The sequence below is a fragment of the Serratia sp. Z4 genome, assembly GCF_009900725.1.
In the GTDB taxonomy this organism is placed as follows: Bacteria; Pseudomonadota; Gammaproteobacteria; order Enterobacterales; family Enterobacteriaceae; genus Serratia; species Serratia nematodiphila.
In genome coordinates this window covers 36,744-59,015 of record NZ_JAAABD010000008.1, presented here as the reverse complement: position 1 = coordinate 59,015, position 22,272 = coordinate 36,744, and the positions used below count along the sequence as shown (strand labels likewise).

20 protein-coding genes are annotated in these 22,272 nt (G+C 61.5%); 12 read left to right on the top strand and 8 right to left on the bottom strand.

The features are described 5' to 3' along the window. Nucleotides 1-195: 195 nt before the first annotated feature. From gdhA to GT753_RS21490, 7 genes are all read left to right on the top strand, one after another. Entirely contained in the window at nt 196-1,539 is a 1,344-nt protein-coding gene (gene gdhA, locus GT753_RS21520) for an NADP-specific glutamate dehydrogenase (protein ID WP_015379364.1), read from the top strand. Nucleotides 1,540-1,868: 329 nt separating this feature from the next. Beyond that, a complete protein-coding gene (locus GT753_RS21515) occupies nt 1,869-2,855 on the top strand; it encodes an autoinducer 2 ABC transporter substrate-binding protein (RefSeq protein ID WP_031300309.1) in 987 nt (328 codons plus the stop codon). Between the two features lie 105 nt (nt 2,856-2,960). After that, nucleotides 2,961-4,460: a sugar ABC transporter ATP-binding protein gene (locus GT753_RS21510; RefSeq protein ID WP_015379366.1), complete on the top strand. Its 1,500-nt coding sequence runs from the start codon at nt 2,961-2,963 to the stop codon at nt 4,458-4,460. Beyond that, nucleotides 4,453-5,442 carry an ABC transporter permease gene (locus tag GT753_RS21505; protein WP_160125937.1) on the top strand — a complete coding sequence of 330 codons (990 nt, stop codon included), beginning with the start codon at nt 4,453-4,455 and terminating at the stop codon, nt 5,440-5,442. The genes GT753_RS21510 and GT753_RS21505 overlap by 8 nt, the downstream gene beginning before the upstream one ends. 1 nt (nt 5,443) lies before the next feature. Then, entirely contained in the window at nt 5,444-6,397 is a 954-nt protein-coding gene (locus GT753_RS21500) for an ABC transporter permease (protein ID WP_015379368.1), read from the top strand. Between the two features lie 13 nt (nt 6,398-6,410). After that, nucleotides 6,411-8,048 carry an FGGY-family carbohydrate kinase gene (locus GT753_RS21495; RefSeq protein ID WP_004931001.1) on the top strand — a complete coding sequence of 546 codons (1,638 nt, stop codon included), beginning with the start codon at nt 6,411-6,413 and terminating at the stop codon, nt 8,046-8,048. After that, nucleotides 8,048-8,647: an SIS domain-containing protein gene (locus GT753_RS21490; protein ID WP_075685879.1), complete on the top strand. Its 600-nt coding sequence runs from the start codon at nt 8,048-8,050 to the stop codon at nt 8,645-8,647. The genes GT753_RS21495 and GT753_RS21490 overlap by 1 nt, the downstream gene beginning before the upstream one ends. 28 nt (nt 8,648-8,675) lie before the next feature. Here GT753_RS21490 and rsmJ read toward each other — a convergent pair whose 3' ends face one another. The 4 genes from rsmJ to GT753_RS21470 form a co-directional block, all read right to left on the bottom strand. After that, nucleotides 8,676-9,422, bottom strand: coding sequence for a 16S rRNA (guanine(1516)-N(2))-methyltransferase RsmJ (gene rsmJ, locus GT753_RS21485; protein WP_015379370.1), 747 nt, complete (start codon nt 9,420-9,422; stop codon nt 8,676-8,678). Between the two features lie 8 nt (nt 9,423-9,430). Then, nucleotides 9,431-11,473, bottom strand: coding sequence for an oligopeptidase A (gene prlC, locus GT753_RS21480; protein WP_160125936.1), 2,043 nt, complete (start codon nt 11,471-11,473; stop codon nt 9,431-9,433). A gap of 117 nt (nt 11,474-11,590) precedes the next feature. After that, nucleotides 11,591-12,052, bottom strand: a complete 462-nt coding sequence (locus GT753_RS21475; protein WP_015379372.1) for an HIT family protein — start codon at nt 12,050-12,052, stop codon at nt 11,591-11,593. Nucleotides 12,053-12,068: 16 nt separating this feature from the next. Beyond that, on the bottom strand, nt 12,069-12,473 hold the full coding sequence (locus GT753_RS21470) for an ASCH domain-containing protein (RefSeq protein ID WP_160125935.1): 405 nt from the start codon (nt 12,471-12,473) through the stop codon (nt 12,069-12,071). 135 nt (nt 12,474-12,608) lie between these two features. On the opposite strand from GT753_RS21470, the gene GT753_RS21465 reads away from it, so the two are divergent. Further along, nucleotides 12,609-13,451 (top strand): 23S rRNA (adenine(2030)-N(6))-methyltransferase RlmJ, encoded by an 843-nt coding sequence (locus GT753_RS21465; RefSeq protein ID WP_004931012.1) that lies wholly within the window; start codon nt 12,609-12,611, stop codon nt 13,449-13,451. Nucleotides 13,452-13,581: 130 nt separating this feature from the next. Next, nucleotides 13,582-14,934, top strand: a complete 1,353-nt coding sequence (gene gorA / locus GT753_RS21460; protein WP_021505213.1) for a glutathione-disulfide reductase — start codon at nt 13,582-13,584, stop codon at nt 14,932-14,934. A gap of 77 nt (nt 14,935-15,011) precedes the next feature. Here the strand turns inward: gorA and GT753_RS21455 are convergent, their stop codons facing one another. From GT753_RS21455 to GT753_RS21445, 3 genes are all read right to left on the bottom strand, one after another. Further along, entirely contained in the window at nt 15,012-15,530 is a 519-nt protein-coding gene (locus tag GT753_RS21455; protein ID WP_074469419.1) for a DinB family protein, read from the bottom strand. Between the two features lie 67 nt (nt 15,531-15,597). Further along, nucleotides 15,598-16,431 (bottom strand): PhzF family phenazine biosynthesis protein, encoded by an 834-nt coding sequence (locus tag GT753_RS21450; RefSeq protein ID WP_242141594.1) that lies wholly within the window; start codon nt 16,429-16,431, stop codon nt 15,598-15,600. A gap of 51 nt (nt 16,432-16,482) precedes the next feature. Continuing rightward, the gene (locus tag GT753_RS21445) at nt 16,483-17,112 is read right to left on the bottom strand and encodes a LysE family translocator (RefSeq protein WP_044030069.1); all 630 of its coding nucleotides are present in this window, start codon (nt 17,110-17,112) and stop codon (nt 16,483-16,485) included. 139 nt (nt 17,113-17,251) lie between these two features. Here GT753_RS21445 and GT753_RS21440 point away from each other — a divergent pair, with 139 nt between their 5' ends. The 3 genes from GT753_RS21440 to GT753_RS21430 all read left to right on the top strand — a co-directional run bounded on the left by GT753_RS21440 (nt 17,252) and on the right by GT753_RS21430 (nt 21,039). Continuing rightward, a complete protein-coding gene (locus tag GT753_RS21440; RefSeq protein WP_160125934.1) occupies nt 17,252-18,601 on the top strand; it encodes a PLP-dependent aminotransferase family protein in 1,350 nt (449 codons plus the stop codon). A 162-nt stretch (nt 18,602-18,763) separates the two neighbouring features. Beyond that, nucleotides 18,764-19,258 (top strand): molybdopterin-dependent oxidoreductase, encoded by a 495-nt coding sequence (locus GT753_RS21435; RefSeq protein WP_004931017.1) that lies wholly within the window; start codon nt 18,764-18,766, stop codon nt 19,256-19,258. Continuing rightward, entirely contained in the window at nt 19,255-21,039 is a 1,785-nt protein-coding gene (locus tag GT753_RS21430) for an ATP-binding protein (protein ID WP_015379378.1), read from the top strand. The genes GT753_RS21435 and GT753_RS21430 overlap by 4 nt, the downstream gene beginning before the upstream one ends. Here the strand turns inward: GT753_RS21430 and GT753_RS21425 are convergent. Further along, the gene (locus GT753_RS21425; RefSeq protein WP_015379379.1) at nt 21,029-21,880 is read right to left on the bottom strand and encodes a helix-turn-helix domain-containing protein; all 852 of its coding nucleotides are present in this window, start codon (nt 21,878-21,880) and stop codon (nt 21,029-21,031) included. The two genes, GT753_RS21430 and GT753_RS21425, sit on opposite strands and share 11 nt — an antisense overlap. Nucleotides 21,881-22,272 lie beyond the last annotated feature (392 nt).

The following is a 22,272-nucleotide window of genomic DNA, read 5'->3' as shown; positions in this document are numbered from 1 at the left end:
AGCGCTTGCTAACTTAACTGACCAACGCCCGCGCCCTGCGGGCGTTTTTCATGCCGCCACGCCGATTAATCGCTTGATAATCAACCGCCCTCCGATGATATAGTCGCTAAAGACACAACATCCTCCCCCGAGCATCGCCTATACCCAAATCTATAAGAAATAGCGGGGGAAATTTAATGCGAAAAGGAGTTATCCATGGAATATGCCGTATCGGTAGAGTCTTTCCTGTCCTCGTTACAACGCCATAACCCCCACCAGCCGGAATATCTGCAGGCCGTGCGCGAAGTGTTCACCTCGCTGTGGCCATTTATCGAGCGCAACCCGCGCTATCGCGAACAGGCGCTGCTGGAGCGCCTGGTGGAGCCCGAGCGCGTCATTCAGTTCCGCGTCAGCTGGGTGGACGATCGCGGCCAGGTGCAGGTCAACCGCGCATTCCGCGTGCAGTTCAACTCGGCCATCGGCCCCTACAAGGGCGGCATGCGCTTCCACCCGTCGGTAAACCTGTCGATCCTGAAGTTCCTCGGCTTTGAGCAGACCTTCAAGAATGCGCTGACCACCCTGCCGATGGGCGGCGGCAAAGGCGGCTCCGATTTCGATCCGAAGGGCAAAAGCCAGGGCGAGATCATGCGCTTCTGCCAGGCGCTGATGACCGAGCTGTATCGCCACTTGGGCCCGGACACCGACGTGCCGGCCGGGGACATCGGCGTCGGCGGCCGTGAAGTCGGCTTTATGGCCGGCATGATGAAAAAACTGTCCAACAACACCGCCTGCGTGTTTACCGGCAAGGGCCTCTCCTTCGGCGGCAGCCTGATCCGCCCCGAGGCGACCGGCTACGGCCTGGTGTACTTTACCGACGCCATGCTGCAGCGCCACGGCCTGGGCTTTGAGGGCATGCGGGTGGCGGTATCCGGCTCCGGCAACGTGGCGCAGTACACCATCGAGAAAGCGCTGGAGCTGGACGCGCGCGTGATCACCGTATCGGATTCCGGCGGCACTCTGGTGGACGAAGACGGCTTCACCACCGAGAAGCTGGCGCACCTGGCGGAGATCAAAAACCAGCGCTACGGCCGGGTGGCGGACTACGCCCGCGAACGCGGCCTGACCTACCTGGCGGGCCAGCAGCCGTGGAACGTGCCGGTGGATATCGCCCTGCCGTGCGCCACCCAGAACGAGCTGGATCTCGAGGCGGCGCAGACGCTGATCCGCAACGGGGTGAAAGCGGTGGCGGAAGGCGCCAACATGCCGACCACCATCCAGGCCACCGACGCCTTCCTTGACGCCGGGGTGCTGTTCGCGCCCGGCAAGGCGGCCAACGCCGGCGGCGTGGCCACCTCGGGGCTGGAGATGGCGCAAAACGCCGCGCGCATCGGCTGGCGGGCGGAAAAAGTGGATGTACGTTTACAACATATCATGGCGGATATTCACCATGCCTGCGTGGAATACGGCGGCGAGGGCAAGCAAACCCACTATGTGCACGGCGCGAATATCGCCGGTTTCGTCAAGGTTGCAGAGGCGATGCTGGCCCAGGGCGTGCTGTAATCGGGCGCAAAGGTGATCTTGTTCACACATCGATTAAATGCTTCAATGCCGGCCTCTGCGCCGGCATTTTTTTCCGCGTCCAAGCCATCAAAATGATGCGCAAACGTTAATTAAAAGTTAATAAAAAGTTATTTACAGCCGTTTAGTTGGTAGTAAATTTACCACCGCCAAATAATTAAACATTTATTTAACACTAAATACGCCAATATTTTACTTAAATGTGCGCAGATCACATTTCGTTAACTTCGGCTACGCCCCCTCTTCCATTCCTTTGTAATCTGCAGCGGTGGAAAAACCGCCACCCCTACAGATAAAAAAAGGTACAGCTAATGAAATTTAACCTCGCATTATTAAATGCATGTGTGGTTTCTGCGTGCATGTTATCGACAACACCTGTGTTCGCCGCTGATAAATATGAGATTGCCGTGGTCGCCAAAGTGACCGGCATTCCGTGGTTCAACCGCATGGAAGTGGGCGTCAACGAAGCGGCGAAAAAACTCGACGTCAACGCCTACCAGACCGGCCCTTCTACGCCGGATCCGGCCGCGCAGGTCAAGGTGATTGAGGATCTGATCGCCAAGAACGTCAACGCCATCATCGTGGTGCCGAACGACGCCAAGGTGCTGGAGCCGGTGCTGAAAAAAGCGCGCGACAAAGGCATCGTGGTGCTGACCCATGAATCCCCGGACCAGCAGATCGGCCAGTGGGACATCGAGACCATCGACAGCGAGAAATACGCGCAGGCCAACGTCGATGAGCTGGCGAAAAACATGGGCGGCAAAGGCGGCTACGCGATCTACGTCGGCTCGCTGACCGTGCCGCTGCACAACGCCTGGGCCGATTCCGCCATCAAGTACCAGAAAGAAAAATACCCGGACATGTTTGAAGTCACCTCGCGCTTGCCGGTGGCGGAAAGCATCGACAAATCCTATGCCACCACGCTGGATCTGATGAAAACCTATCCGCAGATGAAGGGCATCATCGGCTTTGGTTCGCTCGGCCCGATCGGCGCCGGCCAGGCGGTGGCCAAGAAGCGCGCCAAGGACAAAATCGCGGTGGTGGGCATCGCCATGCCGGCGCAGGCCGCCCCTTACCTGATGCGCGGCGACATCAAGAAAGCGCTGCTGTGGGATCCGAAAGACGCCGGTTATGCGCTGGTGACGGTGGCCGATCAGCTGCTGCAGGGCAAGGACGTGAACAAAGACCTGTCGATCGAGGGGTTGGGTAAGGCCGACGTCGATATGGAGCACAAAGTGATTCGGTTTAATAAGATTTTGGAAGTGACCAAAGACAACGCCCAATCGCTCGGATTCTGATTTTTCGCGTAATTTCGCCACACCGGGAAAGTAGTTAAACCCTCGTAGGGGCGCAGCGTTGCTGCGCCCAGGGCTTCGGCCGCTACGCAAGCACAGGTTAACGTTATGACAGCCTCCCCCGCATTTATCACCCTGGAGAATATCAGCAAGCGATTCCCAGGCGTGCTGGCATTAGACCAGATCAACCTGACGCTGAATAAAGGCGAAGTGCACTGCCTGGCCGGGCAAAACGGCTGCGGCAAAAGCACCATTATTAAAATCATCTCCGGCGTCTATCAGCCGGAAAAAGGCGCCAATATTTCGCTGGAAGGCAAACTCTTCCACGCCCTGACGCCGCAGCTGTCCGGTTATTACGGCATACAGGTGATCTACCAGGACCTGTCGCTGTTCCCTAACCTGACGGTGGCGGAAAACATCGCCATCCACCGTTACCTGCCCGGCGGCCACTTCTGGGTGCGCAAGCGGGTGATGCGCCAGACGGCGCTGGACGCCATGGCGCGGGTCGGCGTACACATCGATCCCGATAAAAAAGTAGAAAAACTGTCGATCGCCGATCGGCAGCTGGTGGCGATTTGCCGCGCCATCGCCGCCGAAGCGCGGTTGGTTATCATGGACGAACCGACCGCCTCGCTGACCCGCCAGGAGGTCGACGGCCTGCTGCGGGTGGTCAACGAATTGAAAGCAGCCGGCATCTGCGTGGTGTTCGTCAGCCACCGATTGGATGAAGTGATGGAAGTCGCCGATCGCATCAGCGTGATGCGCGACGGCAAGCTGGTGGGCACCTGGCCGGCCAGCGAACTGGACAGCCATGAACTGGCGTTCCTGATGACCGGCCAACGCTTCCATTACAGCCCGCTGCCCCCGCTGCCGCCGGCCGAACAGGCACCGCTGCTCGAGGTGCGCAACCTCAGCCGCGGCGAAAAATACCGCAACGTCAATCTGGCGCTGCGCGGCGGCGAGATCGTCTCGATCGTCGGCCTGCTCGGCGCCGGCCGCACCGAACTGTGCCTCAGCCTGTTCGGCATGACGCGGCCGGACAGCGGCGAGATCCGCATCGAGGGCCAAGCGGTGCAGCTGCACAACAACCGCGAAGCGGTGCGCCACGGCATCGGTTATGTGTCGGAGGATCGTCTGACGCAGGGATTGATCATGGAGCAATCGATCTACGACAACACCATCGTCACCGTCTTCGATCGGCTGCATACCTCGCTTGGATTGCTGGATCACGCCAAGGCGACCGAGCTGGTCAACCGGCTGATCCGCGATCTGAACATCAAGGTGTCCGACAGCGCATTGCCGGTGAAGACCCTGTCCGGCGGCAACGCCCAGCGCATCGCCATCGCCAAATGGGTCGCAACCCAGCCGAAGATCCTGATCCTCGACTCACCCACCGTCGGCGTCGACATCGCCAACAAAGAGGGGATCTATCAGATCGCCCGCGATCTGGCGCAGCTGGGCATGGCGGTGCTGATGATCTGCGACGAGATCCCGGAAGCCTATTACAACAGCCATCGGGTGATGGTGATGCGCAAGGGCGAGCTGATCGCCGAATTCGCGCCGCACCAGAGTACCGAACAACAGATCGCCGAGGTGGTGAATGGATAAGTCATTATTGGCCCGCCTGGCCGGGCGGCACGAGTTTTATCTCGGCCTGCTGGTGCTGCTGCTGGCGATCGGCCTGAGCGCCGGCACCGATGAGTTTCTGACGCTCGGCAACCTGACCGACGTCGCCACCAGCTACGCCATTCTCGGCATCCTGGCCTGCGGGCTGTTCGTGGTGCTGATCGCCGGCGGCATCGACATTTCGTTCCCGGCGGTCACCGCCATCGCGCAGTATGTGATGGCCAGCTGGGTGATCCAGCACGGCGGCAGCTTCCCGCTGGCGTTCGCCCTGGCGATCGGCGTCGGCCTGCTGCTCGGGTTGGTGAACGGTTTCCTGGTGTATTGGCTCAAGGTGCCGGCGATCATCATCACCATCGCTACCCTTAACCTGTTCTACGGCCTGCTGGTGTACGCCACCAACGGTACCTGGCTGTACGGCTTCCCGGACTGGTTCATGAACGGCATCAACTGGTTCTCGTTCCAGGGCGCCGACGGCTACGACTACGGCCTGACGCTGCCGCTGCTGTGCCTGCTGGCGACCATCGTCGTCACCGGCGTGCTGATGAACCGCACCCGGCTGGGGCGCCAGATCTACGCCATGGGCGGCAATCGCGACGCGGCGTCGCGCCTGGGGTTGAATCTGCTGCGGCTGCATTTTTGCGTCTACGGCTATATGGGCATTCTGGCCGGCATCGCGGCGGTGGTGCAGGCGCAAATCACCCAGTCGGTGGCGCCCAACTCGCTGCTCGGCTTCGAGCTGACGGTATTGGCGGCGGTGGTGCTGGGCGGCACCAGCATGAGCGGCGGCCGCGGATCGTTGACCGGCACCCTGCTCGGCGTGGTGCTGCTGGCCTTCCTGCAAAACGGGCTGACGCTGCTCAGCGTCTCGGCCTATTGGCACCAGGTATTCAGCGGCGCGATCATTTTGATCAGCATCAGCACCACCGCCTGGAACGAAAAACGCAAGCTGCTCAAGGAGATCTGACATGACGCAGTTAACTCGGTTGATCCCAAACGATCGGATCATTCGCCTGCAGGGCGCGATCATCATCGCGGTGGCGCTGCTGTTCGCCGGGCTGCTCGGATCGCGCTTCTTCAGCCTCGGCAACTTCCAGTCGATCGCCTCGCAGCTGCCGATCCTCGGCCTGCTGGCGCTCGGCATGGGCATAACCATGCTGACCGGCGGCATCAACCTGTCGATCATCGCCGGCGCCAACGCCTGTTCGCTGGTGATGGCGGCGATCATCGTCAGCCATCCCGACCAGCCGCTGTTCCTGGCGCTGGCGCTGTTGGCCGGCCTGTTGGTGGCGGTGGCGATCGGCGCGCTGAACGGCGTGCTGGTAGCCTGGATCGGCGTTTCGCCGATCCTCGCCTCGCTCGGCACCATGACGCTGATCACCGGCCTGAATATTCTGCTGTCCAACGGCGCGGTGATCTCCGGCTTCCCGGCGGCGATTCAATTTCTCGGCAACGGCGCTGTGCTCGGCGTACCGGTGGCGCTGATCCTGTTCCTGCTGGTGGCGGTCGGTCTGTGGCTGCTGCTGGAGCACACCACGCTGGGCCGCAGCCTCTACCTGATCGGCTCCAACGAGCAGGCCACCCGCTTTAGCGGCGTGAACACCGCGCGGGTGCAGATCGCGGTGTATATCCTGTCGGCGCTGCTCGGCTGGGGCGCCGCGCTGCTGATGATGGCCAAGTTCAACTCGGCCAAGGCCGGCTACGGCGAATCTTATCTGCTGGTGACCATTCTGGCCTCGGTGCTGGGCGGCATCAACCCGGACGGCGGTTTCGGCCGCATTCTGGGGCTGGTGCTGGCGCTGATCGTGCTGCAAATGTTGGAAAGCGGCCTCAATTTGCTGGGGGTCAGCAGCTACCTGACCATGGCCCTGTGGGGCGGCGTGCTGATCCTGTTTATCGCGTTACAGAATCGAAAAGCTTAGGAGAAAACAGATAATGGCGAGCTATTTTATTGGCGTAGATGTGGGCACCGGAAGCGCGCGCGCAGGCGTATTCGATCTCAATGGGCGCATGGTCGGCCAGGCCAGCCGGGCCATCGATCTGTACCGGCCAAAGGCGGATTTCGTCGAGCAGTCGTCGGATAACATCTGGCAGGCGGTGTGCAATGCGGTGCGCGACGCGGTCAACCAGGCCGACATCAACCCGATCCAGGTCAAGGGGTTGGGCTTCGACGCCACCTGTTCGCTGGTGGTGCTGGATAAAGAGGGCAAACCGCTGACCGTCAGCCCCTCCGGCCGTACCGAGCAGAACATCATCGTGTGGATGGATCACCGGGCGATCGCCCAGGCCGAGCGCATCAACGCCACCAAACATCGGGTGCTGGACTTCGTTGGCGGCATCATTTCGCCGGAGATGCAGACGCCGAAACTGCTGTGGCTGAAGCAACACATGCCCACCACCTGGGCCAACGCCGGTTACCTGTTCGATCTGCCGGACTTCCTCACCTGGCGCGCTACCCAGGACGCCACCCGCTCGCTGTGTTCAACGGTGTGCAAGTGGACCTATCTCGGCCACGAGCAGCGTTGGGACAAGAGCTACTTCCAGCAGATCGGGCTGGAAGACGTGCTGGAACATGACGCGGCCAAGATCGGCAGCGACGTTAAAATGATGGGCGAGCCGCTGGGCCACGGCCTGACTCAGCGCGCCGCCAGCGAGATGGGGCTGATCGCCGGCACGGCAGTGAGCGTATCGATCATCGACGCCCACGCCGGCACCCTTGGCACGCTGGGCGCCACCGGCGTCTCCGGCGAGGTGGCCGACTTCAACCGCCGCGTCGCGCTGATCGGCGGCACCTCCACCGGCCATATGGCGATGTCGCGCACCGCGCGCTTTATCGGCGGCGTCTGGGGGCCGTATTATTCGGCGATCCTGCCGGAATACTGGCTGAACGAAGGCGGCCAGTCCGCCACCGGCGCGCTGATCGACCACGTCATCCAGTCGCACCCGTGCTATCAGGAGCTGCTGGCGCAGGCGAAAACTCAGGGCCAGACCATCTATGAGGTGCTGAACGCCATTCTGCGCCGCATGGCCGGCGAGCCGGAGAACATCGCTTTCCTGACGCAGGACATTCACATGCTGCCGTACTTCCACGGCAACCGCTCGCCGCGCGCCAACCCGACGCTGACCGGCATCCTGACCGGACTGAAGCTGTCGCGCACGCCGGAAGACATGGCGCTGCACTACCTGGCCACCATTCAGGCCATCGCGCTCGGCACCCGCCACATCATCGAAACCATGAACCACAGCGGCTACAGCATCGACACCATCATGGCCAGCGGCGGCGGCACCAAGAATCCGATCTTCGTGCAGGAGCACGCCAACGCCACCGGTTGCGCCATGCTGCTGCCGGAGGAGAGCGAAGCGATGCTGCTGGGCGGCGCGATGATGGGCACCGTGGCGGCCGGCGTGTTCGACACCTTGCCGGAGGCGATGAGCGCCATGAGCCGCATCGGCAAGACGGTGACGCCGCAGACCAACCAGATAAAAAGCTATTACGACCGTAAATACCGGGTGTTCCACGAGCTGTACAACGACCACATGAAATACCGCCGGTTGATGCAGGAGGAGGCGTGATGCAGCAGGAGTGGCGGCAGGCCGTACAGGGCTGGCAAACCTACAGCCAGGAGCTGGCGCAGCTGGGCGAACGCCTCGACGCGCACACCTGGCAGCGGCTGCTGGCGCTGCTGGCCGACTGCCGCGGTAAAATCGCCGTCACCGGCGTCGGCACCTCGGGGATTGCGGCGCGCAAGATAGCCCATATGCTGGCCTGCGTGGAGCGGCCGGCGGTCTATCTCGACGCCACCGGCGCGGCGCACGGCGATCTGGGCTTCCTGCGCGCAGACGATCTGCTGATCCTGATCTCGCGCGGCGGCAATTCCGACGAGCTGACCCGCCTGCTGCCGACGCTGCAGGCCAAGGGAGTGACGCTGATCGCGGTGACGGAAAACCCGCATTCCGCCATCGCACAGGCGGCGCAGCTGACGATCGCTACCGGGGTGCAGAAGGAGATAGATCCGCTGAACATGCTGGCCACCACCTCAATTGTGTTGGTGTTGGCGATCTTCGACGCCGCCTGCGCCTGCCTGATGGCGCGCAGCGGTTACGACAAGAGCGCCTTGCTGGCGGTGCATCCGGCCGGCGGCGTGGGGAAAAGTTTGCGGGAGGGAAACTGAGGGCCCGACACGGCGGGCCCGGCTGACATTACAGCGGCATGTAGATATCGAAACGGTGGCTTTTGGTCAGCGTGGCGGCGTGCGCCGGCACGTCGGCCAGCGGCGGCGCGTAGTCCGGGCGTTTCACCACCACGCGCTTGGTCGCCAAACGGCGCGCCGGTTCCAGCAGGCCGTCGGCGTCATCGTCGCTGCCCACCAGCGATTGGAACACCCGCATCTCTTTCTTCACCAGCGCGCTTTTCTGCTTGTGCGGGAACATCGGATCGAGATACACCACCTCCGGGCGCGGGCTGAGATCCGCCAGCGCCGTCAGGCTGGAGGCGTGCAGCAGCGTCAGGCGCTCGCGCAGCCACGGGCCGATTTCCGCATCCTGATAGCCGCGCTGCAGGCCGTCGTCCAGCAATGCCGCCACCACCGGATTGCGCTCCAGCATCCGCACCCGGCAGCCCAACGCCGCCAGCACGAAGGCGTCGCGCCCCAGCCCGGCGGTGGCGTCCACCACGTCCGGCAGGTAGCTGCCCTTGATGCCGACCGCCTTGGCCACCGCCTCGCCGCGGCCGCCGCCGAAGCGGCGCCGGTGCGCCATGGCGCCGGAGACGAAATCGACGTAGATCCCGCCGAGCTTCGGCTCGTCGCGCTTGCGCAGCTCCAGCCGTTCTGGGGTCAGTACCAGCGCCATCGGCGCGTCATCGTCGGACGTCAGCCGCCAGCGCTGCGCCAAAACAGACAAGGCGCCGGGATCGGCGCCTGCTTCACACAATAAACACACGCTCACGTGTCGGGTTATCCTTTAATGCCGTAATGGCGCAGCATAGCATCCAGCTGCGGCTCGCGGCCACGGAAGCGTTTGAACAGCGCCATCGGCTCTTCCGAACCGCCGCGCGACAGGATGTTGTCGAGGAAGGATTTGCCGGTCTCGGCGTTGAATATCCCCTCTTCTTCGAAGCGCGAGTAGGCGTCGGCCGACAGCACTTCCGCCCACAGGTAGCTGTAGTAACCCGCCGCGTAGCCGCCGGCAAAGATGTGGCTGAAGGTGTGCGGGAAGCGGCCCCAGCTCGGTGAAGGCACCACCGCCACCATTTTCTTCACTTCCGCCAGCGTCGGCAGGATCTGCGCCCCTTTTTCCGGGCTGTATTCGAAGTGCATGCGGAAATCGAACAGGCCGAACTCCAGCTGGCGCAGGATAAACAGCGCCGCCTGGTAATTCTTGGCCGCCAGCAGCTTGTCGAGCATTTCCTTCGGCAGCGGCTCGCCGCTCTGGTAGTGGCCGGAGATAAACGCCAGCGCTTCCGGCTCCCAGCACCAGTTTTCCATAAACTGGCTCGGCAGCTCGACCGCATCCCACGGCACCCCGTTGATGCCGGAGACGCCGGCGGTATCGATCTGCGTCAGCATGTGATGCAGACCGTGGCCGAATTCGTGGAACAGCGTGGTCACTTCGTTATGGGTGAACAGCGCCGGCTGGTCGCCCAACGGGCGGTTGAAGTTGCAAGTCAGGTAAGCGACCGGTTTTTGCAACGTGCCGTCGGCCTTGCGCAGGCTGCCGACACAGTCGTCCATCCAGGCGCCGCCGCGTTTGTTTTCGCGGGCGTACAGATCGAGGTAGAAACTGCCGCGCAGCTCGCCGTCGGCGGCGAACAGATCGAAGAAGCGCACGTCCGGATGCCAGGTTTCCACGTCTTTACGTTCTTTGGCGGTGATGCCGTAGATGCGTTTCACCACTTCGAACAGCCCTTCCACCACCCGCTGCTCCGGGAAGTACGGGCGCAGCTGCTCGTCGCTGATGGAGAACAGGTGCTGTTTCTGTTTTTCGCCGTAATAGGTGATGTCCCAGGCTTCGAGCTCGTCCACGCCATAGTGCTGTTTGGCGAAGGCGCGCAGCTGCGCCAGCTCTTGCTCGGCCTGCGGGCGGGCGCGCTTGGCCAGATCGCTCAGGAAGCCGATCACCTGCTCCGGGCTCTCCGCCATTTTGGTCGCCAGCGACTTGTCGGCGTAGGTATCGAAGCCCAGCAGCTGAGCCAGCTCGTGGCGCAGCGCCAGCGTTTCCGCCATCACTTCGCTGTTGTCCCATTTGCCGGCGTTCGGCCCCTGATCGGAGGCGCGGGTAGCGAAGGCGCGGTACATCTCTTCGCGCAGCGCGCGGTTGTCGGCGTAGGTCAGCACCGGCAGGTAGCTCGGCATGTCCAGCGTCAGCAACCAGCCGTCTTGCTCTTTGGCCTGCGCCATCGCCTGCGCCTGCGCCAGAGCGCTTTCCGGCAGGCCGCTCAGCTCGGCTTCGTCGGTAATCAGTTTGCTCCAGCCCATGGTGGCGTCGAGCACGTTATTGCTGTAGGTGGAACCCAGTTCGGACAGGCGCGCGACGATCTCGCCGTAGCGCTGCTGTTTGTCCGCCGACAGGCCGATGCCCGACAGTTCGAAATCGCGCAGCGCGTTATCCACCGCCTTGCGCTGCGGCACGCTCAACGCCTCGAACGCCGCGCCCTCTTTCAGGCTGCGGTAGGCCTGGTACAGCCCTTCGTGCTGGCCGACCCAGGTGCCGTACTCGGACAGCAGCGGCAGCGCCTGCTCATAGGCGGCGCGCAGCTCCGGGCTGTTTTTCACCGAGTTCAGGTGCCCGATCGGCGACCAGATGCGCGACAGGCGATCGTCCGACTCCGCCAACGGCTGACACAGATTGTCCCAGGTGAACGGGCCCGGCTGCGCGACCACGCGCTCTACCGCAGCGCGGCAGTCCGCCAGCGCGGATTGCACCGCTGGCACGATATCTTCAGGGCGGATCGCCGAGAAAGGCGGCAGGGAAAACGGGGTCAGCAACGGATTTGTCATAGGGCAGTCCTGATTAGCGTTGGGCCCGCCGCACGGGCGAGCCTTAAAATGCGTATGAATCTCTAACATGGAGCCAGACAACAGGAAAATCAATGCCCGGCGTTGATCGTTCGTGCCTTAAACGGCGCTTTGGCGGATGCGGGCGGCCAGCGCCGCCAGCTGTTCGTCGTCGGCGCGCGCGGCGTCGTGGGAGGAGATATAGCCCTCATAACGTTCGAAAAACTTCGGCGAGGTCGATTCGATCGGCCGCCACTGTTCCAGCGATGCGGTGCCGTGCAGCGGGATCAGTTTGGCGTGCACGTGGTCGACGCCGTAGCCCTCGAACACCATGCCGCAGCGGCCGACGTCGTCGAACGCGCGATCCAGCTGCTTCGCCACCCGCTTGGTCGCCAGCATCAACGCGCTCAGCACCTCGTCCGGCAGATCAAACGCGTAGCTCGGGTGGTGCGCCTTGGGGATCACCACGCTGAAACCGTCGGTATTGGGAAAGATGGACAGGAACGCCAGATGGTCGTCGTCTTCCCAGATTTTATGGCACGGCGCCTTGCCCGCCACGATGTCGCAAAAAATGCAGCTCATCCTTTCTCCTTGTGATTCACAGCGTTTCAACCCATTCGAACTCTTCGAACACCAGCCACATGTCCGGCGCAAAAGTGCCCTCGCGGGTAAAGAACTCTTGATGCCCCTGGCGCCAAAACGCCAGGCTTTTGTCGCCTTCACCCTCTTTGGCCGCCATCTCGGCGGTCACCCGATCGTAGCGCACCAGGCACAGCGCCAGGGTTCTGATCACGCAGGCCGGTTCGCCGCGGCCATCGAGAACGATGCTGTAATCGCCGATCCGCGGGGTTTGTTCCCGACGATAGCTCGCATAGGAACTGCAGGTGGCGGTTTTATCCCCGCTCAGCACCAATCCCAGCAGTTCGTCGGCTAACGCGGGGCCGTCGCCGAATGCCCAGCGCGCCGCGTCGGGGTAATTCGCCAAAATCGCCTGTTTGCTCATCGTCCTGTCCCTTTCTGTTAACGTCTGCGGCAACGGAGTCCGGTTTTTCCCGGCCAGACAGTTTATACTGTGCAGATTATAAGCCTTATTGCATTGAATGCTCCGCCTGCGGAGCACAAGGAACCGCCACCCGTCATGTTAAGTTATCGCCACAGTTTCCACGCCGGCAACCACGCCGACGTGCTCAAGCACACCGTTCAGAGCCTGATCATCGAGTCGCTGAAGGAAAAAGAGAAGCCGTTCCTGTATCTGGATACCCACTCGGGCGCGGGCCGTTATCAGCTCAGCGGCGAACACGCCGAGCGCACCGGCGAATACCTGGAAGGCATCGGTTTGCTGTGGCAACGCGACGATCTGCCGGAAGAGCTGGCGGCCTACATGAGCGTGGTGCACAACTTCAACCGTTCCGGCACGCTGCGCTATTATCCCGGCTCGCCGCTGATCGCCCGCCAGCTGCTGCGCCCGCAGGACAAAATCCACCTGACCGAGCTGCACCCGAGCGACTACCCGCTGCTGCGCAGCGAATTCCAGAAAGACGAGCGCGCCAAAGTGCAGCGCGCCGACGGCTATCAGCAGCTGAAATCCCAGCTGCCGCCCCTGTCGCGCCGCGGCCTGATCCTGATGGATCCGCCGTATGAAATGAAGACCGATTACCAGGACGTGGTCAAAGGCATTCAGGAAGGCTACAAGCGTTTCGCCACCGGCACCTACGCGCTGTGGTACCCGGTGGTCATGCGCCAGCAGATCAAACGCATGCTGCGCGATCTGGAAGCCACCGGCATTCGCCGCATCCTGCAGATCGAGCTGGCGGTGAAACCCGACAGCGATCAGCGCGGCATGACCGCCTCCGGCATGATCGTCATCAACCCGCCGTGGAAGCTGGAACAGCAGATGAAGAACGTGCTGCCGTGGCTGCACAAGGTGCTGGTGCCGTCGGGCATCGGTCACCATCTGGTGAACTGGGTGGTACCGGAATAAACCCCATCAGGGCGCGGTTTGCCGCGCCCTGCGTCCACCTATCGCAGCCATCGACGCAATCTTTGCGACAAACCCCGGTCAGGCGTTAAACTCTTACCCTCTTCAAATTCACAACTCATGGAAATCCCAGATGACGAAACATTACGATTATCTAGCAATTGGCGGCGGCAGCGGCGGTATCGCATCGATCAACCGGGCAGCCATGTACGGCCAAAAGTGTGCGCTGATTGAAGCCAAAGAGCTGGGCGGCACCTGTGTAAACGTGGGTTGTGTACCGAAAAAAGTCATGTGGCACGCGGCGCAAATCGCCGAGGCTATCCATCAGTACGGCCCGGACTACGGCTTCGACACCACCGTCAACGCCTTCGACTGGAAAAAGTTGGTCGCCAACCGCACCGCCTATATCGATCGCATCCACAACTCCTACGATAACGTGCTGGGCAAGAACAAGGTCGACGTGATCAAAGGCTTCGCGCGCTTCGTGGATGCGCACACCGTGGAAGTGAACGGCGAGACCATCACCGCCGATCACATCCTGATCGCCACCGGCGGCCGCCCGAGCCATCCGGCTATTCCGGGCGCCGAATACGGCATCGACTCCGACGGCTTCTTTGAGTTGGACGCCATGCCGAAACGCGTCGCCGTGGTGGGCGCCGGCTATATCGCCGTGGAAATCGCCGGCGTGCTGAACGCGCTGGGCGCGGAAACGCACCTGTTCGTGCGCAAGCACGCGCCGCTGCGCAGCTTCGATCCGATGATCGTCGAAACCCTGGTGGAAGTGATGAACACCGAAGGGCCGAGCCTGCACACCGAATCGGTGCCGAAAGCGATCGTCAAGAACGCCGACGGCAGCCTGACGCTGCAGCTGGAAAACGGCAAAGCATTCACCGTCGACTGCCTGATCTGGGCCATCGGCCGCGAACCGGCGACCGACAACCTGAACCTCGGCGTTACCGGGGTGAAAACCAATGAGAAAGGCTACATCGACGTCGATAAGTTCCAGAACACCAACGTCAAAGGCATCTACGCGGTGGGTGACAACACCGGCGCGGTAGAGCTGACCCCGGTCGCCGTGGCCGCCGGCCGCCGTCTGTCCGAGCGCCTGTTCAACAACAAGCCGGACGAACACCTGGACTACAGCAACATCGCCACCGTGGTGTTCAGCCACCCGCCGATCGGCACCGTCGGCCTGACCGAGCCGGAAGCCATCGAGAAGTTCGGCGCGGACAACGTGAAGGTGTACAAATCCTCCTTCACCGCCATGTACAGCGCCGTGACGCAGCACCGCCAGCCGTGCCGCATGAAGCTGGTGTGCGCGGGTAAAGAAGAGAAAATCGTCGGCCTGCACGGCATCGGCTTCGGCATGGACGAGATCCTGCAGGGCTTCGCGGTGGCGGTGAAGATGGGCGCCACCAAGAAGGACTTCGACAACACCGTGGCGATCCACCCGACTGCGGCGGAAGAGTTCGTCACCATGCGCTGAGGCGCAACTTCGCCGGGTTCCGGCGCGTAACAGGCCAGGCGCGAAAGTGTCTGGCTTTTTTATTTATCCCGCTCGCCTCACGGCGCCCGGCGGTAATGATCGCGAAGAAACACCGGCAAATCGTTCGCCGGTGCAGCAAAGGGCACCTGATAGAGCATATCGCCGACAAAACCGCGATGATAGGTCGCGTGGTTGACGACATGCAGCACGATTTCCTGGCGCGTCATGCGGCCTTCCCCCCCGCCGACGAACTCGAAATGCACCACCTGCGCCAGCGCCTCGGGCGACCAGTTGTCCACCTGTTCGATATACCAGCGGTCCATTTCCTCCACCGCACACCGCAGAGAGTCAAGCGCAGGAGTTTGCTCGGTGTTGCGCGCGAGGTAGCCATGCTTGCGGCCTTGCAGATGGTGCCTGAAGATATCGTCCACCACGTACACGTGATTCAAGGTATGCACCATATTGCCGAAACGGGTCGGGCGCGGCCGCAGCGCTTCGCCCTCCGGCAAGGCCGCCACGCAGTCAAAGGTCAAGGCATTCGCCCAGGCTTTGTAACGCACCAACATTTTCAAGGTATCGATGGCCGTTGCAGACATACTGTTCACTCCTTATCGGATGAAAATCGATATTCCGTTCAGCCGCACGCGGGTGCAGCGGCGTGTTCTACGCCGTGCCAATCCCATGCAGCCGACCTTCGACCTGAGTGCGCGTATTGCCCCCCACCCAAATCCGGCCGCTCTCGTCGCGGGTGACATGCACGCGCCCGTTGCGCCCACGGCAGCGGCCCTGAGCGGCGATATAGCCGCCGCTGACCACGCCGCTTGCAAACAGCCACTGAGCCAGCGAGGCATTGAGGCTGCCGGTGACCGGATCTTCGACGATAGCGCCAAGGTGATCGCTCAAAAAAGCGCGCACCTCGAAGGCTGCGTCACCATCGGCATGTGGGCCGACGACGCCAATGTCCACTCTGCGCGGCCAGCTTCTCGCCGGCGTCAGGGAAAGCACCCGCTCGGCGCTGGCCAGCCGGATCCCCAGCCACCCCGGACCGTTATCGATCCAGGCGGCATCGAGCGCCTCCTCAGGCGCGATCCCCAAAAACCGCAGCGCGTCGGCCAACGCCGCTTCTGACGGCGCCCCGGAGCGAATCAACGGCGGCGCGGCAAAACACAGCCGTCCGCCCTCGCGGCGAATGCTCACCAAGCCCGCCCCGCACTCCTGGATGATCTCCGCGTCATTACGCGGCGTACCGCCCGCAGTGAGCCAGGCATGGCAACTGCCGAGCGTCGGGTGCCCGGCAAACGGCATTTCACGATCCAGCGTGAATATTCGCACCCGGTAATCCGCCTGTGAGTGCATAGGCGGCAGTAAAAAGGCCGTTTCCGACAGGTTGAACCAACGCGTCAAGCGCTGCATGTCCTCCGTAGACAACGCTCCGGCGCCCGTAATCACCGCCAACGGATTGCCGGCGAGTGGCCCGGCGCCAAAGACATCCACCATCTGCATGCCAAAAACCATCGCTTCTCTCCTCAGGTTAACGCCGGGCGTTCATTACCCCCGCGATATCAACAGCTCCAGGCCCGCCAAAGCGAACAGCAGCGCAAGCGTTCCTTCAATCCAGCGCCTCACCCGGGTGTAAAACGCGATCATCGGCGACGTTGAGAACAGCAGGGCATACCCCCCGAAAATCGTCACGCCGAGCAGCGCGCAACCGCCAATAATTGCCGGTAAAACCTGCTCAGGCGCGCCTTGCCGCAATCCCAGCGACATGATCGCCATCCAGGACATGATGGCCTTGGGATTGCCGAGATGCATCAGCACGCCCTGCCGATACAACCTCTGATAAGATCGCGCGCTATCCCCTGCCGCTATGCCTGTCGTAACGGGAGACGCCCGTAATGCGGATCGGCCGGCGCGCAGCGCCAGATACAGCATATACACGCCGCCAACGATCTTGATGGTCCACAGCGCCTGCGCATACGTGGCCAACACGGCGGAAAGGCCGGTCGCGGCCAACATCGCCCAGCACAGCGATCCGGTCACCACCCCAGCGGCCAGCACCAACGCGGGCCTGCGGCCGTCACGCATCGCCACGCCCATGATCGCCATGTTGCTGGGGCCGGGGCTGGCAGTTGCGAGGAGATAGGCGCCGTAAACCAACGCAAGCTGACTGACCATCATGGAAAAACTCCGCTGACCCGCCTTACGGCCGAGCCGTAGTTGAAAACGCCGGGACTCCTCACCAACATAGTATGTGTTACACTTTTCGCCTATTTAAATAGTGTCACGTGACACTATATTCTTTCTCCGGAGAGCGAATATGCGGCTTCAATCCCCCTGGCAGCCCCGCCTGGCCAATGTGGAAGCCACTACCGTCGAACGGCTGGTGTTGGCGTTGGCTGACGACATTATCGAGGGCAAGCTGCAAGGGGGCGATCGTTTGCCGGCCCACCGTACGCTCGCCTGGCAATTGGCGATCGGTCTGGGCACGGTGACCAAAGCCTATGCCATCCTGGAGCGGCGTGGGTTGGTGCGCAGCGTGAAAGGCCGCGGGATGTTCGTGGCGATCCGCCGCGCCCGTGAAAAACGCGAAATCGATCTTTCATCCAATGCGCCGCCGGCGATGCTTACCGATCGTTTGCTGGCGCGCACGCTGGCCGGCATTGCGCGGAAAATGGATGTGGACCATCTGAACTTCTATTCCCCTCCGACCGGGCATCTGGAGCACCGGCGTTTGTTGGCCCGCTGGCTGGAAAACGCCGGCGTCACGATCGATCCGTCGCACCTGGCGCTGACCAGCAATGCCCGTCAGGCGATTTCGCTGGCGTTTGACCTGGCCTGCGGGCCACGCGGCACGATACTGACCGAGAGACTCACCTACCCCGGCGCGATCGCGCTGGCCCGACGTAAAGGCCATCGCCTGATCGGCGTGGAGATCGATGCGCAAGGCATAGTGCCGCAGGCGCTGGCGAGCGCGCTCGAGCGAGTCTCCTCCGGCCATACCGCGGTCTATCTGACGCCGACACTGCATAATCCGACAACCGCCACCATGAGCGCCGAGCGCAGGCAGGCTATCGTCGAGATATGCCGGCGGGCGAATGTCTGGATCATCGAGGATGGCGTGTATGCGCTGGGGCATTCAGCGGCGCCTGCGCTCGCGGCTCTGGCGCCCGAGCGGGTGTTCCATGTCAATGGCCTGTCGAAAACGCTCGGCCCGGGATTGCGGATCGGCATGCTGACTCTGCCGCCCGGCATGCAAGCTGCGGCGGAAGAAGCCTTGCAAGATCTTCCTTTCGCACCTTCGCCACTGTCTTGCGCTGTGGTGGAGGAGTGGCTGGCCAGCAGCGCGATCGAGACGATACCGCAAGCGTTGCGCCATGAGGCTCAGCGAAGAGTACATCTGGCCACCTCGATATTCGATGCCGACGAATGCGTATCGCATCCCGACGCTTATCATGTCTGGCTGCCGATGCCGCGCGAAACCGCCGAGTCTGTGGCCGCCGCCGCCGCATTGGCCAACGTAAAGGTGACGCCGCCGGACACCGTGATGGTAGACCGCGACGAACGTGCGACGGGCATTCGCCTGTGCCTGGGTTCCCCCTCGCCGAACGAGCTAACGGCAGGCCTGACGCAGCTGGCGCAGCTGTTGAAAGCGCATCGAAACGGCTGACAAACGGAAGAGAAAGGTTACGCGTACAGGCCGACCGGCCCAGGACTGTTCTTTTTGTGCGGTTTACTATTCCCTTCGCACCCGCCTGCTTTTTCTGCCATTATTCTGCCTGATAAATTAGCGGGACTGATACAAACCTCCCCGCGCCTCTGGAGAACGCCGATGCTGTTCAAACTATGCAAAACCCTTGCGATGGCCTGCGTGGCCCTGATTATCGCCCAGAGCAGCGCGCTCAGCTTTACCCTGGAAGTGGCGGGCAAGATCGACAACGTGACCGACCCGGTCAAAAAAAGCTATCTGTTCACCGATAAGCAGCTGTTGGCGATGCCGGTGCGCAGCATCACCACCTCCACCTCCTGGACGCCGCAGAGAAAATTTGAAGGGATTTCGGTGGCCGATATCCTGGAGCGCGTCGGCGCCAAGGGCGAGACGCTGACTTTCTACGCGCTGAACGATTATTACATCGACGTGCCGCTGTCCGACGTCAAGAAGTACAACATGATCCTGGCCTACAGGATGGACGGGGAAATGCTGAAGCTCAGAAACTTCGGCCCGCTGTTCCTGGTTTACCCGCGCGACGCCGCCGGGCCTGAACTGAACTCGCCGTTGTACAACTCGCGCTTTATCTGGCAAGTCGACAGGATCGTGATCAAATGAAGCTGACGACCTTTAAGAACGGCAGCAGGCTGGCGATCCCGGCCATCTTTGCCGCGCTGTTTTTAGTGGCTTCGACCGTCACGCTCTATTACTACAGCGCCACCCTGTCGAAGAAAGGGCTGTATGCCATCGCCGGCACGCAGGAGAACTACTCCTGGTCGATCGCCAAGTTCTCCATCAAGCTGGCGGAGTTCGACACGTTCGTCGAGCAGCAAAGCCATGCCGCGCAGGTGGACAGCGACAACCTGCGGCTGCGGTTCGAAATTCTCTATTCGCGCTTTTACGTGCTGGAAACCGTCTCCGAATCCACGCAACCGCTGTACGCCGAGCCGGGCTACCCGGAAGTGGTCAAGCAGATGCGCCTGCAGATGGATCGCATCGATAAACTGCTGGATAACCCGAAAATCGACTTCAGCCAGGTTTTCGCGGCCATGAAGGCCATCAAGCCTTACGCCATCGAAATGGCCAACCTGACCGACCACGCCGAGGTGAAGCAGCGCACCGCCGCCTATGAGGACTACATCGAGAAACGGCACATCATTTTCTATGGGCTGGTGATCGTCATGTTCTCGGTGATCGCGCTGATCGCCATCACCCTGATCGTGTTCCGCCAGCAGCGGCTGACCATTCGCCAGCAGGCCAAGGCCATTGAGGCGGAGAAAGCGACACGCACCAAAAACGCCTTCCTCGGCGCCATCGGCCACGAGCTGCGCACCTCATTGCAGAGCGTGATGTCGGCCATCGACGTGCTGGTGAACACCCGGGTGTCGGCGGAGCATGCGGACACTTTCCAGCGGCTGGAGACCGCCGCGCAGCAAATCGAAAGCCAGATGAAGGATCTGACCGACTACGCGCACCTCGACAGCGGCATGATGGAATTGCGCATCGTGCCGTTCGACGCGCAGAAGCTGATCGCGGAAACCGCCAATGAAATCGCCACCCTGACCCGCAAAGAGCAGGTCAAACTGAGCTGCGAAGTGGAGTGCAGCCACCTGTTGGTGCACTCCGATCCGCTGCGCATCCGGCAGATTATCGTTAACCTGCTGACCAACGCCTACAAATACACCGAAAGCGGCAGCATTACGCTGCACAGCTGCCTGCGCCGTCAACCCGGCGGCAGTTCGCTGATTATCGAAGTGACCGACACCGGCATCGGTATCGAAAAAGACCAGCTCGATCAGATCTTCAAACCCTTTACCCAGTTGGATCAGTCGCATACCAAGCAATATGCCGGCGTGGGGATGGGGTTGGCGATCGTACACGGCCTGGTGACGCTGCTCAACGGCACCATCACGGTGTACAGCGAAATCAAGAAGGGCAGCACCTTTATCGTCAGCATTCCGGTGCAGATCAGTGAAGAAGAGCGCGCCGACGAGCCCGCCGCCGCCAATGCCCCCCTGCAGCAAAAGCCGCAGCAGGTGCTGGTGGTGGATGACAACAAGTCGGTGGGTGACGCCTTTGCGGCGTTGCTGGACAAACTGGGTTACCAGCACGAACTGTGCGACTCGCCGGAGCGCGCGTTGCAGAAGCTGCTCAGACGCCCTTACGACGCGCTGTTGCTGGATCTGCAGATGCCGGGCATCGACGGCGCCGCCCTGGCCAGGCAGCTGCGCAATCGTCGCGGCCCCAACCGCCATGTGCCAATCATCGGCATCAGCGCCTATACGCCGGAGCAGCTGACGGCGGATCAGCGCGCCCTGTTCGATAACTACCTGATGAAACCGGTTCGGCTGGATGCGCTGTCGAGCGCACTGGCCGAGGTGTTCCCCGCTAAAGATTAAAACAGCGTTGCAGTGCGGCTTCGATCACATGGAGCCGCACCGGTTTTTCATAAGGACCGAGCACATCGTACTCGCGCATCGCCTGAGCGATCTCCGACTCGCGTCGGTCGGTGCCCAGTTCGCCGGTCAGCACCAGTACCGGCGCGTCCGGGTTGTCGGAGGCGCGGATGGTGGCGATACAGCGATCCGCCGTTTCCTCACCGATCAGCCAGTCCACCACGTAACCGTCGAACAGGCTTTGCTGCAACGCTTGGCAGAAGCTGTCGACATCGTAAAACGCCACTGCGTTGAAACCGCAGCCGCCGAGGTACTTGGCCAGCTCATCGGCCGCCTGATGCGAATCGTCCAATACCGCGATGCTCAACCGCTCGTCATCGCCGTAGCCGGGCCGGATTTCTATCAGTTCGACGCCGTAACGCAGACCTGCCGGCGCCTCTTCGGCGCGATAGATATGCCATTGCCCCTCCACACGCAGCGCCACAAACTCCGCCGGCCGCCCGGCAGAAAGTTCATCGCCAATGTGCCCGACGCAAGGGATCGCCACCCCCGCCACGAAAAAGATGGCATCACGCGCCATGTTTGGCTCGGTCGTCTCGTGTTCGGCGCTCAAATCGGCGATCGCCGCCGGCGTTTCTCCCAACGCGGCCGCGACGCTGTTGATCTGTTCCAGCGTCCAGGGGCTTTGCCCTTTCAATTTGCGGTGCGCATGTGAAAAACTCAGATCCAAGATGCGGCTGAGTTCGCGGGCATGCTGACGTTTTCCAATCCCGTAATGTAAAAACAGCTCCCTGACCCGATTGGCAATCGACTGTGAATCGAATTTTTGATGATTGTTATCCATTTGTTCCTTCGATTTTTTTTACTGATTTATCAGTCGTTTTGATTATTTCTGCTGAAAAAGCCACACCTAAAACTAGCATCCCATGCAATTATGCGTTAAAAACGTTGCTTGACATACCATGTTGTATCGTCAAACATGGTATCAAAAGAGACATACAGCAATACACTATAAAAAATAACACCAGCACGATTTTTAATAATAACCATAGTAACACCAGGGAAAATTTGTTCCGTTGCCGCTACTGAGACGATGCTCACATCGCTTGGACTGCATAAGCAAAACGGGGCTTGAGCCTTTAGCGCTAATCTGTTTTACCCACTTTTAAGCCGGGATCCGTCAGGGTCCCGGTTTTTTATTGCCCTGGAGCCGGCCATCATACGTTCTCACCCCAC